The organism is Kitasatospora sp. NPDC127060 (assembly GCF_042724935.1).
GTDB lineage: Bacteria > Actinomycetota > Actinomycetes > Streptomycetales > Streptomycetaceae > Kitasatospora.
Map to the genome: position 1 here is coordinate 1 of NZ_JBHXEG010000049.1, position 16946 is coordinate 16946.

The following is a 16946-nucleotide window of genomic DNA, read 5'->3' on the forward strand; positions in this document are numbered from 1 at the left end:
GGTCGGCCCACCCGACCTCCCGCCCCGCCGCCCGCTGTGCCCGAAACCTGAGTACGGATACTCAGGCGGCCTGGCCCACCGGCACCGCACTCTGGACGGGTGCTCTGGTCAGACCCCGAGGACGGGCCCTCGCCCGAAGCCCGTCGCATGCAGGAACGGATGCAGCGGGCCGGCAAGGTGCTCGCCGCCATCGTGCTGGTGGGCTCCGTCCTGATCATGGTCACCCGGTACTTCACCTGACCCGTTCACCCGAACGGCGGATACCAGCACCCCCTACCCTGGTGGGCATGACCGACCAGCGCGCCCTCGTCCTCGCCTCCGCCTCCCCCGCCCGCCTCGGACTGCTGCGCCAGGCGGGGCTCGACCCGCGCGTGGTGGTCAGCGGCGTCGACGAGGACGCCATCACCGCCGCCACCCCCGGCGAACTCGCCCTCGTCCTGGCCGAGGCCAAGGCGAAGGCCGTCGCCGTCGAACTGACCGGCAGCGAGCTGGTGATCGGCTGCGACTCCGTCCTGGAGCTGGACGGCCTCGCCCTCGGCAAGCCCGCCGACGCCGCCGAGGCGCTGGCCCGCTGGCAGTCCATGCGCGGCCGCGCCGGGGTGCTGCGCACCGGCCACTGCGTGATCGACACCGCGACCGGCCGGCAGTCCTCGGCCACCGCCTCCACCACCGTCCGCTTCGGCACCCCGGACGACGCGGAGGTGGCCGCCTACGTCGCCTCCGGCGAACCGCTGTACGTGGCCGGGGCGTTCACCCTGGACGGCCGCTCGGCACCGTTCATCGACGGCATCGACGGCGACCCGGGCAACGTCATCGGCCTCTCCCTGCCGCTGCTGCGCCGACTGCTCGCCGACCTCGACGTCCGCATCACGGACCTGTGGGCCAACTGACCTGCCGCAGCGGGCAGTCGGTCTAAGCTGACCGGCGTTCGAACCGGGAGGGGAACGCGGCGATGACCGACAACGTGCTCAACGTGGTGCTCGGCCTGGTGGCCAGTGCCATCAGCGCCGGACTCGGCTGGCTGGCCCAGGCCCTGCGGCGGCGCCGGAAGGTCGAGCGGGTACGGGGGTTCTTCGGACTGCCGACCGGCAGTGAGTGCCTGATCGTGGTGCCGCGCAGCGTCGGGGCGGGCTCGCACGCCAACACCGTGACCCGCCGGGACGCCTACGCCCTGATGTGGCTGGCCGGGCTGGTCGAGGAGTGCGGCGCGCGGCCCGAACTGGTCGCCCACGACTCCGCGCACCGCGGCCTGGGCACCAAGACCGAGCTGTGCCTGGGTGGTCCGGTCAGCAACGAGCGGATGGCCGCCCACCTGGCCTGGGGCCTGCCCGGGGTGCTGATCACCTCCGGCCCCGGCCCGGGCAGCAACGTGCTCACGGTGGGCGGCCGGGAGTTCGCCGTCGAACCCGACCGCACCCACGTCCTGCTGGCCCGGATCGCCACCCCGGAGGGCGGCCGCCCGGTGTTCCTGATCTCCGGCCAGACCGGCACCGCCAACCAGGCCGGCGTCCGCTACCTGGTCTCGCACCACCGCGAACTCGCCCGCAAGCACGGCCGCAACGGCACCTTCGCGCTGGTCCTGCGGGTGGTCAACCCGGGGGCGTACGGACCGGACATGGTCGAGCCGGTCGCCGACGTCACGGCCGAGGCCCTGCGCCGCCCCCCGGCCGCCGCGGCCGCCGAGACCGCTCCGACGGCCACTTCGGCCACCGGCACGGCCACCGGCACGGCCACCGGCACGGCCACCGGCACGACCACCGGCACGGCCACCGGCACGACCACCGGCACGACCGTGGCTTGAGCGGGCCGTGGCAGGGTGTGTTGCACGCCACCGACCCGCCACGCCGCCCCCCGGTCACCCACCGTCGACCGGGCCGGTACGACCGCACCGGCCGCGACCTGCGAAGTCGCCGTCGGCCCCGTCGGACGGGCCCGAAATCCCATCACCGAGCGTGTGGGATAGTTCACAACCTGGGGCTACTCGCCGGTACCGCCCAGGAATCCATAAACTCAACGAGGTTCAAGAAGGGAGCCACAGTGCGCAAGGTGCTCATCGCCAACCGCGGGGAAATCGCCGTCCGCGTCGCCCGGGCCTGCTCGGACGCCGGTATCGCCAGCGTCGCCGTCTACGCCGAGCCGGACCGGGATGCGCTGCACGTCCGCGCGGCCGACGAGGCTTATGCGCTGGGCGGTGACACCCCCGGCACCAGTTACCTGGACATCGCCAAGGTCTTGAAGGCCGCCGAGGACTCCGGCGCCGACGCCGTCCACCCCGGTTACGGGTTCCTGTCGGAGAACGCCGAGTTCGCCCAGGCCGTGATCGACGCGGGCCTGACCTGGATCGGCCCGCCGCCGCAGGCCATCCGCGACCTCGGTGACAAGGTCACCGCCCGTCACGTCGCCCAGCGCGCCGGCGCCCCGCTGGTGGCCGGCACCCCGGACCCGGTCTCCGGGGCCGACGAGGTCGTCGAGTTCGCCCGGGAGCACGGCCTGCCGGTCGCCATCAAGGCGGCGTTCGGCGGCGGCGGGCGCGGCCTGAAGGTCGCCCGCAACCTGGAGGAGATCCCGGAGCTGTACGAGTCCGCGGTGCGCGAGGCGGTCGCCGCCTTCGGGCGCGGCGAGTGCTTCGTCGAGCGCTACCTGGACAATCCGCGGCACGTGGAGACCCAGTGCCTCGCGGACAAGCACGGCAACGTGGTGGTCGTCTCCACCCGTGACTGCTCGCTGCAGCGCCGGCACCAGAAGCTGGTCGAGGAGGCGCCCGCGCCGTTCCTGACCGCTGAGCAGAACGCCGAGCTGTACCGCGCCTCCAAGGCCATCCTCAAGGAGGCCGGCTACGAGGGCGCCGGGACCTGCGAGTTCCTGGTCGCGCTGGACGGCACGATCTCCTTCCTGGAGGTCAACACCCGTCTGCAGGTGGAGCACCCGGTCACCGAGGAGGTCACCGGGATCGACCTGGTCCGCGAGATGTTCCGGATCGCCGACGGCGAGGAGCTCGGCTACGGCGACCCCGAGGTCCGCGGCCACTCCTTCGAGTTCCGCATCAACGGCGAGGACCCGGGCCGCAACTTCCTGCCCGCGCCCGGCACCGTGACGCTGTTCGCCCCGCCGTCCGGCCCGGGTGTGCGCCTGGACTCCGGCGTGGAGACCGGATCGGTCATCGGCCCGGCCTGGGACTCCCTGCTGGCCAAGCTGATCGTCTCCGGCCGCGACCGCAAGCAGGCGCTGGAGCGGGCCCGGCGCGCGCTGAGCGAGTTCAGGGTCGAGGGCATGGCCACCGCCATCCCGTTCCACCGAGCGGTCGTCACCGACCCGGCGTTCGCGCCCGAGGTGCACGGCAGCGACGAGCCGTTCACGATCTACACCCGCTGGATCGAGACCGACTTCGACAACACCATCCCGCCGTTCGCGGGCTCGGCCGGCGAGGCCGAGGAGGCCGAGACCCGGGAGACCGTGGTCGTCGAGGTCGGCGGCAAGCGGATCGAGGTCTCGCTGCCGTCCTCGCTGGGCGTCGCGACGGCCCCGGCGGCCGGTGCGACGGGCGCCGCGAAGGCCAAGCGCCGGGTGGGCGCCAAGAAGGCCGGTTCGGCCGTCAGCGGTGACACCCTGGCCTCGCCGATGCAGGGCACCATCGTCAAGGTCGCCGTCGAGGAGGGCCAGGTCGTCGCCGAGGGCGAGCTGATCGTGGTCCTGGAGGCGATGAAGATGGAGCAGCCGCTGAACGCCCACAAGGCGGGCACCGTGGTCGGCCTCAAGGCCGAGGTGGGCGCGAGCGTCAGCAGCGGCGCCGCGCTGTGCGAGATCAAGGACTGATCCGGACCGGCGGCTGACGCCGGGTCCGTCAATCCTCGACCGGTCCGTACTCCCTTCGGGGGGTGCGGACCGGTCGTGTTTCCAGGGTTTGCTCGCCCGCTGTGGTTCGACGCCGGGCTCAGCGCCCGCGCGGCAGGCCCATCTCGGCCAGCCGGACCGGCATCCCGCCCGGGCCGACCGGCCCGCCGTGCGTCCCGGGGCGGCGCTGGCCGGGCAGCGGGGCACCGCCCGGCGGGGCGGGACGGCGGCCCAGCGGGCCGGGCTGGGTCTGGTGCACCGGGCCGCTGCCGGTGCCGTGCACCGGGGCGTCCCCGCCGGGTGCGGCCCCGAGCGGCGCCAGGTCGATCTGCACCCCGCAGTCGGCGAGCGCGTCCAGCTCGCGGGCGGTGGCGTCGTCGGCGGCGGCCTGCTCGTCGGTGACCAGCCGGGTGATGGTCTCGGTGGCGACGGTCTGGAACATGCCGGCCGCGCCGAGCTTGGTGTGGTCGGCGAGGACGATGACCTCGGCGGCCGCCAGCACCATTGCCCGGTCCACGCTCGCGGACAGCATGTTCGCGGTCGACAGCCCGCGCTCGGAGGTCAGCCCACTGCCGGAGATGAAGGCCTTGGTGACCCGCAGCCCCTGCAGCGACTGCTCCGCACCACTGCCCACCAGGGCGTAGTTGGAGCCGCGCAGGGTGCCGCCGGTCATCACCACCTCGACCCGGTTGGCGTGCGCCAGCGCCTGGGCGACCAGCAGGGAGTTGGTGACCACCGTCAGCCCGGGCACCCGGGCCAGCCGGCGGGCCAGTTCCTGGGTGGTGGTGCCGGCGCCGACCACCACCGCGTCGCCCTCCTCCACCAGGCCGGCGGCGAGGTCCGCGATGGCGCTCTTCTCCGCCGCGGACAGGTGGGTCTTCTGCGGGTAGCCGGGTTCGCGGCTGAAGCCGCCGGGGAGCACCGCGCCGCCGTGCCGGCGGTCGAGGAGCCCTTCTGCCTCCAGCGCCCGCACGTCCCGGCGCACGGTCACTTCGGAGGTCTGGACGACGCGGGCCAACTCCCGGAGCGAGACCGCTCCGTTGGCGCGCACCATTTCGAGGATCAACTGGCGACGTTCTGCTGCAAACACAGAACCGACGGTAACCTGCGTGACCGTCTGCTTTCAGGCGTTTGCAGCTGGTAGCGGGAATTGCTCACGCAAGAGCGGCGCGTGACCGTACAATACGCGCCGTCAACAACCCGGAACTGCGCCCGCCGTCCGGGTGACGATCATGCCTGCGCGAAGGGCGGCCGCCGATCGGCAGCCGCCCTCAACTGTGCGCTTGAGCTCAGGATTCGCCGTCGACCCGCTTGCGGATGTGCAGCTGCCGGGCGGCCTCGGCGGTCGAGCCGGAGACGGACGGGTAGACGGTGAACGCGCTGGCCACCTGTTCGACCGTCAGATTGGCGTCCACCGCGAGCGCGATCGGGTGGATCAGTTCGCTGGCCCGGGGGGCGACGACCACGCCGCCGACCACGATGCCGGTGCCGGGGCGGCAGAACAGCTTCACGAAGCCGTCCCGGATGCCCTGCATCTTCGCCCGCGGGTTGCCGCGCAGCGGCAGCTTGACCACGACGGCGTCCATCTTGCCGCACTCCACGTCGGCGGCGGTGTAGCCGACGGTGGCGATCTCCGGGTCGGTGAAGACGTTGGAGGCCACGGTCTTGAGGTTCAGCGGCTGCACCGCGTCGCCGAGCGCGTGGTACATCGCGATCCGGCCCTGCATGGCCGCCACCGAGGCGAGCATGAAGACGCCGGTGCAGTCGCCGGCCGCGTAGACGCCGGGGGCGCTGGTGCGGGAGACCCGGTCGACCTGGATCTGGCCCCAGTCGTTGAGCTTGACCCCGGCCTCCTCCAGGCCCATCTCCGCGGTGTTGGGGATCGAGCCGACCGCCATCAGGCAGTGGGTGCCCCCGATCACCCTGCCGTCGGAGAGGGTCACCTCGACCCGGTCGCCGATCCGCTTGGCGCTCTCGGCCCGCGTCCGGCTCATCACGTTCATGCCGCGGCGGCGGAAGACGTCCTCCAGCACCTCGGCGGCGTCCGGGTCCTCGCCCGGCAGCACCCGGTCGCGGCTGGAGACCAGGGTGACCTTGGAGCCGAGCGCCTGGTACGCGCCGGCGAACTCGGCGCCGGTGACGCCGGAGCCGACCACGATCAGCTCGCGGGGCAGCTCCTCCAGGTCGTACACCTGGGTCCAGGTGAGGATCCGCTCGCCGTCCGGCTGGGCGTCCGGCACCTCGCGCGGGTGGGCGCCGGTGGCGATCAGCACCGCGTCGGCGCGCAGCGACTGCACGCTGCCGTCGGGGGCGTCCACCAGCACCTCGCGGGAGCCGTCCACGGCCTGCCCGCCGGAACCGAGCCGGCCCCGGCCGCGCAGCACGGTGACCCCGGCGCGGGTGACGGACTGGGTGATGTCGTGGGACTGCGCGATCGCCAGGCGCTTCACACGGCGGTTGACCTTGCCCAGGTCCACCCCGATGACCTTCCGGTCCTCGGCGACGCCCTCCTGGTCGACCGTGATGCCCAGCTCCTCGTACGAGCTGTCGAAGGTGGTCATCACCTCCGCGGTCGCGATCAGGGTCTTCGACGGAACGCAGTCCGTGAGCACCGCCGATCCGCCCAGACCGTCGCGGTCGACGACGGTCACCTCCGCGCCGAGCTGAGCGGCCACCAGGGCCGCCTCGTAGCCGCCGGGTCCGCCACCGATGATCACGATCCGAGTCACGTACCCCATTGTCCCGCACGCCGGGAGCGGCGCCACAACGGGGTCCACGCTCGTAGCTTCGTCCACTGGCCCCGCCCCGTGCGCCGACCGGGCTACTCTGCACCCATGCCCCTTTACGCCGCGTATGCCACCAACCTCGATGCCCGGCAGATGACCCGCCGAGCCCCGCACTCCCCGCACCGCGGCACGGGGTGGCTGGACGGCTGGCGGCTCACCTTCGGTGGCGAGCAACTCGGTTGGGAGGGCTCGCTGGCCACGGTCGTCGAGGACGAGAAGGAGCAGGTCTTCGTCTCCCTCTACGACGTCGCGCCGATGGACGAGGAGGGCCTGGACCGCTGGGAGGGGGTCCAGCTCGGCATCTACCGCAAGATCAAGCTGCGGGCGCAGACCCTGGACGGCGACATCCAGGTCTGGACGTACGTGCTCAACGACTACGAGGGCGGCCTGCCGGCGGCGCGCTACCTCGGTCTGATCGCCGACGCCGCCGAGAGCGCCGGGGCCCCGCACGACTACGTGATGGACCTGCGCCGCCGGCCGTGCTGATCACCGACCTGATTTCCGTACGTATCAACAAAGCCGGTCGCCCGAAGAGGGCCACCGAGCTGTGTTTTCGGGTCAACCGGGTAACGATCCGGCACGCCGCAGCTGAATTTCTACGCGCGTAGCCGAAACCCGTCTATCCTCGGACCCGTGAACGCTTCTCCTCAGTCGGTCGTCTCCGCCGACCCCTACGCCGCCGCCCAGGCCGCCGCCGAGCGCCTGCGCGAGCTGACCGGTGCCGAGCGGCACGACGTCGCCCTGGTGATGGGCTCCGGCTGGGTGCCGGCCGCCGACGCCCTGGGCGAGACCGTGGCCGAGTTCCCGGTCACCGACCTCCCGGGCTTCCCCGCCCCCGCCGTGGCCGGCCACGCCGGCAAGATCCGCTCGGTGAAGATCGGCGACAAGCGCGCCCTGATCTTCCTGGGCCGCAACCACTACTACGAGGGCCACGGCGTGGCCACCGTCGTCCACGGCGTGCGCACCGCCGCCGCGGCCGGCTGCGGCATCATCGTCCTGACCAACGGCTGCGGTGGTCTGCGCCAGGGCTGGACCCCGGGCCAGCCGGTCCTGATCAGCGACCACATCAACCTGACCGCGGACTCCCCGATCGTCGGCGCGAACTTCGTCGACCTCACCGACCTCTACTCCAAGCGCCTGCGCGAGCTGTGCCGCGAGGTCGACCCGAGCCTGGACGAGGCCGTCTACGTCCAGTTCCGCGGCCCGCACTACGAGACCCCGGCCGAGGTCCACATGGCCCGGGTGATCGGCGGCGAGCTGGTCGGCATGTCCACCACCCTGGAGGCCATCGCCGCCCGCGAGGCCGGCTCCGAGGTGCTCGGCATCTCCCTGGTCACCAACCTGGCCGCCGGCATGACCGGCGAGCCGCTCAACCACGAAGAGGTCCTGGAGGCCGGCAAGGCCTCCGCCGAGCGCATGGGCGAGCTGCTGGCGAAGGTCCTGGAGCGGATCTGACGCCTGCCGGCACAGAATCATGAACGACGGGGCCCACGGGCGGCGTGATCCGCTGATCACGCCCTCCGGCGGGTCCCGTCCGCATGTGCGCACCCCTTCTCCACCCCCTTCGCGCGGAACCCTCCGGCCGACACCCCGACGCACTCCCGATGGAGCAGCCAACATGACGCAGGCACTCAACCCCGACCTCCTCGCCCGGGCCCGGACCTGGCTGGCCGAGGACCCCGACCCGCAGACCCGCGAGGAGCTGACCGCCCTGCTGGCCCTGGCCGAGGGCCCGGACGCCGAGACGGACAGCAAGCTCGCCTGGTCGGACCTCGCCGAGCGCTTCGCCGACCGCCTCCAGTTCGGCACCGCCGGCCTGCGCGGCGAACTCGGCGCCGGCCCGATGCGGATGAACCGCGCCGTGGTGATCCGGGCCGCCGCCGGCCTGGTCGCGTACGTGAAGGAGCAGGGCCTCGGCGACCTCGTGGTGATCGGCTACGACGCCCGGCACAAGTCGTACGACTTCGCCAGGGACACCGCCGCCGTCGTGGTCGGGGCCGGCCTGCGCGCCGCGCTGCTGCCGCGCCCGCTGCCCACCCCGGTGCTCGCCTTCGCGATCCGCCACCTGGGCGCGGCCGCCGGCGTGACCGTCACCGCCAGCCACAACCCGCCGCAGGACAACGGCTACAAGGTCTACCTGGGCGACGGCTCGCAGATCGTCCCGCCGGCCGACGCCGGGATCGCCGCCGAGATCGACGCGATCGGCTCGCTGGACGACGTCCCGCGCGCCGAGGAGGGCTGGGAGGTGCTCGGCGAGGACGTCATCGAGGCCTACCTGGACCGCGCCGTCAGCATCCTCGACGCGCACAGCCCGCGCGAGCTGGACGTGGTGTACACCCCGATGCACGGCGTCGGCCGCGACACCCTGGTCGCCGCCTTCCGCCGGGCCGGCTTCCCCGCGCCGACCGTGGTCGCCGAGCAGGCCGAGCCCGACCCGGACTTCCCGACCGTGGCCTTCCCCAACCCGGAGGAGCCGGGGGCGATGGACCTCGCCTTCCGCACCGCCGCCGCGGCCGGCCCGGACATCGTGATCGCCAACGACCCGGACGCGGACCGCTGCGCGGTGGCCGTCCCGGTCCACGGGAACGCGGCGGGCAGCGGCAACGGCACCTCCGGCTGGCGGATGCTGCGCGGCGACGAGGTCGGCGCGCTGCTGGGCTCCGCGCTGGTCGCCAAGAAGGCCGAGGGCACCTTCGCCACCACCATCGTCTCCGCCACCCTGCTCGGCCGGATCGCCGAGGCCGCGGGCCTGGGCTACGAGGAGACGCTGACCGGCTTCAAGTGGATCTCCCGCGCCGAGGGCCTGCGCTACGGCTACGAGGAGGCGCTCGGCTACTGCGTCGACCCGCAGGGCGTCCGCGACAAGGACGGCATCACCGCCGCCCTGCTGGTCGCCGAACTCGCGGCCACGCTCAAGCGGTCCGGCCGCACGCTCAGCGACCTGCTGGACGACCTGGCGCTGGAGCACGGCCTGCACGCCACCGACCAGCTGTCCGTCCGGGTGCAGGACCTCTCGCTGATCGCCGACGCCATGCGCCGGCTGCGCGAGCAGCCGCCGACCGTGCTGGCCGGGCTGACCGTCACCCGCGCCGACGACCTCGCGGCCGGCTCCGCCGAGCTGCCGCCCACCGACGGCCTGCGCTACTACCTGGCCGGCGAGGCCGTCCGCTCGGCCCGGATCGTGGTCCGCCCCTCCGGCACCGAGCCCAAGCTCAAGTGCTACCTGGAGGTCGTCCTCCCGGTCGCCAGCGCCGCCGACCTGGCCGGCGCCCGCGAGCGCGCCGCCGAGCTGCTCGCCGCCGTCAAGCGCGACCTCGCCGAGGCCGCGGGCATCTGACCCCGCCGCCGTACGTGACAGGGCCCGCCGGTTCGTGACCGGCGGGCCCTCGTGCGTGTCTCCCGGGTCGGGAGCGGAGCGCGTGCTCCGGGCTCAGACCGCGATCACCGTGATCAGGGCGACGAGGCCGGCCAGGGCGGGGGCGATGACCCACCAGCACCAGCGGACGACCACCGGGCCGGCCGCGTCCGGGCTGGTGCGGTTGCGCTCGGCCATCTCCTGGAGGACGTCGGTCACCTGGTCGGACCAGGCGCGGGTCGGGTCCGGGGAGCCCTGGACGACCGGGTTGGTCCGGGCGGCCAGGCCCATTCCCAGGCCGGTCCGGGAGGCGTGCTCGGCGTTGCCGCGGCTCTGCGCCCGGGTGGCGCGCTTGCGCTGGCGCAGCGACACCGGGACGGCCCACACCTGGTACTTCTTCTCGCCGGACAGCAGCTCGACCGAGTAGCCCGCGCGCAGCGCGTCGACCGAGGCCCAGGGGGCGGTGACGGTGCGCCACGGGTTGCGGACGACCAGGCGGCCGCGGCCGGCGAAGACCGCCGGGCGCAGCGTGTAGGCGATCACCGGGAAGGCGAACACCGGCACCGCCGCGAGCGCGACGTACGGGGTCTTGCCGGTGCCGGTCACCACCGCGTCGCCGATCAGCCAGCCGGCGACGGCCAGCAGGAACACTCCGGAGATCACGCCGGGGACGGAGCGGTACACGCGGTCCGCGTACTCGGGCTCCCCGCCGGGGGCGGCCGGGCCCTGGTGGGGCTTGCCGTCGGATTCGGTCATGGCGTCGATTCTGCCCCATGCACCCCTCACCAGCGGGTCTCGGTCCGGCCACGAATGGCGGGCCCCGGCGGGACCGGCGGGCCGGCGGTGCCCCAGGTATCGGTCCGGCCACGAAAGCGGGCCGGAAAGGTGGGCGCTCTAGCGGTCGGCTACGCGCGTAGATATGCTGGTCTGGTGACTATGTCCACTGTTGCAGCCAATGCCCCCGGCGTTGCGGGCAGCGGCCTCGCGGACGTTGCGGCGTCCGAGGCCTCGCTCCGCCGCTTCCTGCACGGCCTGCCCGGCGTCGACCAGGTCGGCCTTGAGGCGCGAGCCGCCACCCTCGGTACCCGCTCGATCAAGACCACGGCGAAGGCCTACGCCATCGACCTGGCGATCTCCATGATCGACCTGACCACGCTGGAAGGCGCGGACACGGTCGGCAAGGTGCGCGCCCTGTGCGCCAAGGGCAGGACCCCCGACCCGACCGACCCGACCACCCCGCGCGTCGCCGCCATCTGTGTCTACCCGGACATGGTCGCCACCGCGAAGGACGCCCTGCGCGGCACCGACATCCAGGTCGCCTCGGTCGCCACCGCCTTCCCGGCCGGCCGCGCCGCCCTCCCGGTCAAGCTCGCCGACACCGCCGACGCGGTGGCCGCGGGCGCCGACGAGATCGACATGGTGATCGACCGCGGCGCCTTCCTCTCCGGCCGCTACTTCGACGTCTACAACGAGATCGTCGCCGTCAAGGAGGCGTGCAAGCGCGCCGACGGCAGCTACGCCCACCTCAAGGTGATCTTCGAGACCGGCGAGCTGCAGACCTACGACAACGTCCGCCGGGTCTCCTGGCTGGCGATGCTGGCCGGCGCCGACTTCATCAAGACCTCCACCGGCAAGGTCGCCGTCAACGCGACCCCGCCGGTCACCCTGCTGATGCTGGAGGCGGTCCGCGACTTCCGCGCCGCCACCGGCGTCCAGGTCGGCGTGAAGCCCGCCGGTGGCATCAAGACCACCAAGGACGCCATGAAGTACCTGGTGATGGTCAACGAGACGCTCGGCGACGACTGGCTGACCCCGCACTGGTTCCGCTTCGGCGCCTCCAGCCTGCTCAACGACCTGCTGATGCAGCGCCAGAAGCTGGCCACCGGCCGCTACTCCGGCCCCGACTACGTGACGGTGGACTGATCACCATGGCCAAGAAGAAGAACACCGAGGAGCCCGCGGCCAAGCCGGCCGGAGGCCTCTTCAGCTACGCCCCGGCCCCGGAGTCCCCCGCCGCCGCGGGCGACATCGCCACCTCGTACGGCCACTTCATCGGCGGCGAGTTCGTCGACTCCTCCGGCAGCGAGGCCCTGAAGACGGTCAACCCGGCCACCGAGCAGGTGCTCGCCGAGTTCGCCCAGGGCACCGACGAGGACGTGGACCGCGCCGTCGCCGCCGCCCGCAAGGCCTTCGCCGACTGGTCGGCGCTGCCGGGCAGCGAGCGCGCCAAGTACCTGTTCCGGATCGCCCGGATCATCCAGGAGCGCGCCCGCGAGCTGGCCGTGCTGGAGTCGATGGACAACGGCAAGCCGATCCGCGAGACCCGCGACTTCGACATCCCGACCGTCGCCGCGTGGTTCTTCTACTACGCGGGCTGGGCGGACAAGCTGGACTACGCCGGCTTCGGCGCCAACCCGCGCCCGCTGGGCGTGGCCGGCCAGATCATCCCCTGGAACTTCCCGCTGATGATGCTGGCGTGGAAGATCGCGCCCGCGCTGGCGACCGGCAACACGGTCGTCCTGAAGCCGGCCGAGACCACCCCGCTGACCGCGCTGCGCTTCGCCGAGATCTGCCGCCAGGCCGGTCTGCCGAAGGGCGTCGTCAACATCGTCACCGGCGACGGCCGCACCGGCGCGGCGCTCACCGCGCACCCGGACGTCAACAAGGTCGCCTTTACCGGCTCCACCCCGGTCGGCCGGGCGATCGCCAAGCAGCTCGCCGGCAGCCGCAAGAAGCTGTCACTGGAGCTGGGCGGCAAGGCCGCCAACATCGTCTTCGACGACGCGCCGATCGACCAGGCGGTCGAGGGCATCGTCAACGGCATCTTCTTCAACCAGGGCCACGTCTGCTGCGCCGGTTCGCGCCTGCTGGTCCAGGAGTCCGTCCAGGACGAGGTGCTGGACGCCCTGAAGCGCCGGATGGCCACCCTGCGGGTCGGCGACCCGCTGGACAAGAACACCGACATCGGCGCGATCAACTCGGCCGCCCAGCTGGCCCGGATCACCGAGCTGACCGACGCCGGCGAGGCCGAGGGCGCGGACCGCTGGTCGCCGGAGTGCGAACTCCCCGGCACCGGCTTCTGGTTCAAGCCGACCCTGTTCACCGGCGTCAGCCAGGCCCACCGGATCGCCCAGGAGGAGATCTTCGGCCCGGTGCTGTCGGTGCTGACCTTCCGGACCCCCGAAGAGGCGGTCCAGAAGGCCAACAACACCCCGTACGGCCTCTCCGCCGGCATCTGGACGGAGAAGGGCTCGCGCATCCTCTGGATGGCCAACCGGCTCAAGGCCGGCGTGGTCTGGGCCAACACCTTCAACAAGTTCGACCCGACCTCGCCGTTCGGCGGCTTCAAGGAGTCGGGTTACGGCCGCGAGGGTGGCCGCCACGGTCTGGAGCCCTACCTGAATGTCGAGGCCCGAGATGTCTGATGTCGCAACGCGTCTTGACGTCCTCAAGACCTACAAGCTGTACGTCGGCGGGAAGTTCCCGCGCTCCGAGAGCGGACGGGTGTACGAGGTGACCGACTCGAAGGGCGAGTGGCTCGCCAACGCCCCGCTGGGCACCCGCAAGGACACCCGTGACGCCGTCCTGGCCGCCCGCGCGGCGGTCAAGGGCTGGGCCGGCACCACCGCGTACAACCGCGGCCAGGTGCTGTACCGGGTGGCCGAGATGCTCCAGGGCCGGCGCGAGCAGTTCGCCGCCGAGGTGTCCCTCTCCGAGGGCATCGGCCCGAAGAAGGCCGCCGCGCTGGTGGACGCCGCGATCGACCGCTGGGTCTGGTACGCGGGCTGGACGGACAAGGTCGCCCAGATCGCGGGCGGCGCCAACCCGGTCGCCGGGCCGTACTTCAACCTCTCCACCCCGGAGCCGACCGGCGTGGTCGGGATCGTCGCCCCGCAGGCCGGGTACGGGCACTCGCTGCTCGGCCTGGTCTCGGTGATCGCCCCGGCGATCGCCACCGGCAACACGGTCGTGGTCGCGGCCGCCGCGGACGCCCCGCTGCCCGCACTGTCCCTGGGCGAGGTGCTGGCCACCTCGGACGTCCCCGGCGGCGTGGTCAACATCATCTCGGGGAAGACCGCGGACATCGCCCCCACCCTGGCCTCGCACCAGGACGTCAACGCGCTGGACCTCACCGGTGCCATCGCCGCCGACGGCCCCGGCGCGGCGCCCGCCCTGGAGGCCGCCGCCGCGGATACTCTCAAGCGAGTGATCCGTCCGGAGCTGGACCCGTTCGCCCGGGACTGGACCGATGCGCCCGGTACCAACCGGCTACTCTCCTTCCTGGAGACGAAGACGGTCTGGCACCCGATGGGGATCTGATCCTCCGTCACCACCGAGTAACAACTCCACAGACTGGCCGTCCCCAGTGCCCTCTCCCCCCCAGGGCCCGGACGGTCATTGGACGGACCCGCGCCTCTCCCCCCCCTGGCGCGGGTCCGTCGACTTTCGTCACCGCCCCCGCCGACTTTCGGCGCTCGCCGTGCGTATGCGTCCGGACCAGAATCCCGGTACCGACACCACCGAGGGGGCGCCGTGGGAGACTTGATCGCCGAGCTGATGCCACTGTTCGCGGACGGCTTCGTCCGCAGGTGGCACGTGGCCCGGGTCCGCCGGCGGCTGGCCGCCGGGAAGGCCGTACGGGTGCCCTGTTCCGCCCGGTCGGACCGGCCCGGTTGGCAACGCGCCTACGTCAACGGGAAGTTGGGCATCACTCCGGGCTCCGCCACCGTCACCTTCCGCACCCGCGGGGCCGACCCGGTCGAGCTGCCGACCGGGGGCACCTTCCACGAGCCCGAGCCCGAAACCTGGCACTCCCAGGACTGGGCCGCCACCGGCTACCAGCCGCCCGGCGGCGGCCGCCAGGTGTACCTCCAGGTCGACACCCGCTACCTGCCGATGATCCACGTCGCCCTCGCCGACCCCGACTCCCAGAAGGTGTGAGCCGACCGGTTTCGGCAACCGGCCGGGATGCGTCAGACTGGTGTCCCGTGAGTGACTCCCCCATGAATCCCGTGCCGACGGCCCACGCCCGAGTGATCCTGCTCTCCGGGCCCTCCGGATCGGGGAAGTCCTCGCTGGCCGAACGCAGCGGCCTGCCGGTGCTCCAGCTGGACGACTTCTACAAGGACGGGGACGACCCCACCCTCCCCCGGCTGCCGGACGGCGCCGTGGACTGGGACTCCCCGCTCGCCTGGCACCGCGACCAGGCCGTCGCCGCCATCCGCGCGCTCCACGGGCGGGGGCGCACCGACGTGCCGGTGTACTCGATCCCGGACAACGGCCGGATCTCCACCCGCACCCTGGACCTGGACGGCGCCGGCGCGTTCATCGCCGAGGGCATCTTCGCCGCCGAGATCGTCGCCCAGTGCGCCGCCGAGGGCCTGCTCGGCGACGCCCTGTGCCTGCGCAACGGCGCGCTCACCACCGCCTGGCGCCGGCTGCGCCGGGACGTCCGCGAGGGCCGCAAGTCGCTGCCGGTGCTGCTGCGCCGGGGTCTGCGGCTGATGCGGGCCGAGCGCGCCATCGTCGAGCGGCAGGTCGAGCTGGGCTCGCACCCGTGCGCCGGGGCGGAGGCCGAGCGGCGGGTCCGCGCGGCGGCCGGCCCCCGGGAGCTGTCGGCGGCCTGAGCCGCCCCGGAACGGACGAACGACGACGGGCCCGGTGCGTCTCCCCCGCACCGGGCCCGTCGCCTTCCGAACGGCCTCGGCTCCCCACAGGCGCTGCTCCCCCGAGCCGGCGCCCCCGAACCACAACCGTCCGCTACCCGTCCCCCGACGGGAGTCCTGTCCCCGCTCCCTACGCGACCAGCTCGCCGAACGCCCGGGCGGTGTCGCCCGACTTGTTCAGGTGCTCGTCGTCGCGCAGCCGGCGCAGCGCGCGCCAGATGCTGCTCTTGACCGTGCCGACGCTGATCCCCAGCACGTCGGCGATCTCCGGGTCGGTCTTGCCCTCGTAGTACCGCAGCACCAGCATGGTCCGCTGGTTCTCCGGCAGCTTCGCCAGCGCCTGCCAGAGCACGGCGCGCAGCTCGGTGCCGCCCATCGCGTCGGTGTCGCCGGCCGTCTCCGGCAGCTCCTCGGTCGGGTACTCGTTGACCTTGCGGCGCCGCCAGGCGGAGATGTGCAGGTTGGTCATGGTGCGGCGGAGGTAGCCCCCCACCGCCGCCTTGTCGGTGATCCGGCCCCAGGCGCGGTAGGTGCTGAAGAGCGCGCTCTGCAGCAGGTCCTCGGCCTCGTAGCGGTCACCGGTGAGGTGGTACGCCGTGGCGTACAGGGAGGCGCGGCGCTCGCGCACGTACGCGGTGAACTCCGTGATGTGGTCCTCCGCGACGGCCGGGTGCTCCCCCTGCGCGTCTCCCTGTCCCGCCTCGGTGGTGCGGGCCGGTGCGGGGTTCAGCCGCAGCAGCGTCGCACCGGCGGCCTCGCGGCCGGTCTGTTCCCCCGAACCGACCGTCCGCAGGCCGTTGTTGCCCCGGTCGCCCCCCCGGGCGTCCGTGCCCTCGACGCGGACGGGGAGGATCCCCCGCAGCGTGAGGGTGGTGGCGGAGTCGACCGCACTCCCCAGTCGGCCGATCCCGTACAGCTCCCCCGTCCTGCCGCCGCCGCTCACCCGGCGGGCGACAGGGTTTCCACCGGTGCTGTGCGCGCACCCCCGTACGGTCACGGCACCGGAGTTCTCGTCGGTCCTGATCTCGTACCGGGTCCGGTGGGTGGCGGCTGAGGAACGCGCGGTGCGGACAGCCGGGTTGGTCCGGGTCTGAAGCATGGCGTTCATCGTGCGCCCCCTTGGTTCGGTACGAGCGGTTCCTGTTGCCGCCCTCCAGCCGGCCCTTGCGGCCCGCTGTCCTGCGGCGACATGGAAAATCCTGCCCGCCGGTTGTGATGGCGCTGTCCGCCGACTGTCACAGGGGTGTCACAGGGGCGGGCCGTACGACCCGGTCCGCCTCCCTCCGTACCGGACGCCGGGGGCCCTCC

General features: G+C 72.9%; 16 protein-coding genes. 12 read left to right on the forward strand and 4 right to left on the reverse strand.

What is annotated here, in order from left to right; genetic code table 11:
* Nucleotides 1-99 precede the first annotated feature (99 nt).
* From mmpB to ACFWIS_RS24790, 4 genes are all read left to right on the forward strand, one after another.
* Nucleotides 100-240 (forward strand): morphogenic membrane protein MmpB, encoded by a 141-nt coding sequence (gene mmpB, locus ACFWIS_RS24775; RefSeq protein WP_380458019.1) that lies wholly within the window; start codon nt 100-102, stop codon nt 238-240.
* A gap of 47 nt (nt 241-287) precedes the next feature.
* Complete coding sequence (locus ACFWIS_RS24780; RefSeq protein WP_380458017.1) at nt 288-890, forward strand: nucleoside triphosphate pyrophosphatase; 603 nt, start codon at nt 288-290, stop codon at nt 888-890.
* Nucleotides 891-952: 62 nt separating this feature from the next.
* On the forward strand, nt 953-1801 hold the full coding sequence (locus ACFWIS_RS24785; RefSeq protein ID WP_380523995.1) for a hypothetical protein: 849 nt from the start codon (nt 953-955) through the stop codon (nt 1799-1801).
* 236 nt (nt 1802-2037) lie between these two features.
* Entirely contained in the window at nt 2038-3813 is a 1776-nt protein-coding gene (locus ACFWIS_RS24790) for an acetyl/propionyl/methylcrotonyl-CoA carboxylase subunit alpha (RefSeq protein WP_380458014.1), read from the forward strand.
* Between the two features lie 118 nt (nt 3814-3931).
* Here the strand turns inward: ACFWIS_RS24790 and ACFWIS_RS24795 are convergent, their stop codons facing one another.
* Together ACFWIS_RS24795 and ACFWIS_RS24800 are read right to left on the reverse strand one after the other, a co-directional pair.
* Nucleotides 3932-4885, reverse strand: coding sequence for a DeoR/GlpR family DNA-binding transcription regulator (locus ACFWIS_RS24795; RefSeq protein WP_380458027.1), 954 nt, complete (start codon nt 4883-4885; stop codon nt 3932-3934).
* A gap of 235 nt (nt 4886-5120) precedes the next feature.
* Complete coding sequence (locus ACFWIS_RS24800; RefSeq protein ID WP_380458012.1) at nt 5121-6569, reverse strand: NAD(P)H-quinone dehydrogenase; 1449 nt, start codon at nt 6567-6569, stop codon at nt 5121-5123.
* Between the two features lie 96 nt (nt 6570-6665).
* On the opposite strand from ACFWIS_RS24800, the gene ACFWIS_RS24805 reads away from it, so the two are divergent.
* From ACFWIS_RS24805 to ACFWIS_RS24815, 3 genes are all read left to right on the forward strand, one after another.
* Nucleotides 6666-7103, forward strand: a complete 438-nt coding sequence (locus tag ACFWIS_RS24805; protein WP_380458010.1) for a gamma-glutamylcyclotransferase — start codon at nt 6666-6668, stop codon at nt 7101-7103.
* A gap of 147 nt (nt 7104-7250) precedes the next feature.
* The gene (locus ACFWIS_RS24810; protein ID WP_380458008.1) at nt 7251-8072 is read left to right on the forward strand and encodes a purine-nucleoside phosphorylase; all 822 of its coding nucleotides are present in this window, start codon (nt 7251-7253) and stop codon (nt 8070-8072) included.
* Nucleotides 8073-8235: 163 nt separating this feature from the next.
* Entirely contained in the window at nt 8236-9954 is a 1719-nt protein-coding gene (locus ACFWIS_RS24815) for a phospho-sugar mutase (protein ID WP_380458006.1), read from the forward strand.
* 93 nt (nt 9955-10047) lie between these two features.
* Here ACFWIS_RS24815 and ACFWIS_RS24820 read toward each other — a convergent pair whose 3' ends face one another.
* Nucleotides 10048-10728 (reverse strand): PH domain-containing protein, encoded by a 681-nt coding sequence (locus ACFWIS_RS24820; protein WP_380458004.1) that lies wholly within the window; start codon nt 10726-10728, stop codon nt 10048-10050.
* A 180-nt stretch (nt 10729-10908) separates the two neighbouring features.
* Here ACFWIS_RS24820 and deoC point away from each other — a divergent pair, with 180 nt between their 5' ends.
* The 5 genes from deoC to ACFWIS_RS24845 all read left to right on the forward strand — a co-directional run bounded on the left by deoC (nt 10909) and on the right by ACFWIS_RS24845 (nt 15599).
* On the forward strand, nt 10909-11895 hold the full coding sequence (deoC, locus tag ACFWIS_RS24825) for a deoxyribose-phosphate aldolase (protein WP_380458002.1): 987 nt from the start codon (nt 10909-10911) through the stop codon (nt 11893-11895).
* A gap of 5 nt (nt 11896-11900) precedes the next feature.
* Entirely contained in the window at nt 11901-13397 is a 1497-nt protein-coding gene (locus ACFWIS_RS24830; RefSeq protein ID WP_380458000.1) for an aldehyde dehydrogenase family protein, read from the forward strand.
* On the forward strand, nt 13390-14292 hold the full coding sequence (locus tag ACFWIS_RS24835; RefSeq protein ID WP_380457998.1) for an aldehyde dehydrogenase family protein: 903 nt from the start codon (nt 13390-13392) through the stop codon (nt 14290-14292). Before ACFWIS_RS24830 ends, ACFWIS_RS24835 begins: the two co-directional genes overlap by 8 nt.
* A gap of 213 nt (nt 14293-14505) precedes the next feature.
* Nucleotides 14506-14913, forward strand: a complete 408-nt coding sequence (locus ACFWIS_RS24840; RefSeq protein WP_380457996.1) for a hypothetical protein — start codon at nt 14506-14508, stop codon at nt 14911-14913.
* Between the two features lie 47 nt (nt 14914-14960).
* Nucleotides 14961-15599, forward strand: coding sequence for an ATP-binding protein (locus ACFWIS_RS24845; RefSeq protein ID WP_380457994.1), 639 nt, complete (start codon nt 14961-14963; stop codon nt 15597-15599).
* 169 nt (nt 15600-15768) lie between these two features.
* Here ACFWIS_RS24845 and ACFWIS_RS24850 read toward each other — a convergent pair whose 3' ends face one another.
* On the reverse strand, nt 15769-16737 hold the full coding sequence (locus ACFWIS_RS24850) for a SigE family RNA polymerase sigma factor (protein ID WP_380458025.1): 969 nt from the start codon (nt 16735-16737) through the stop codon (nt 15769-15771).
* Nucleotides 16738-16946: the final 209 nt, after the last annotated feature.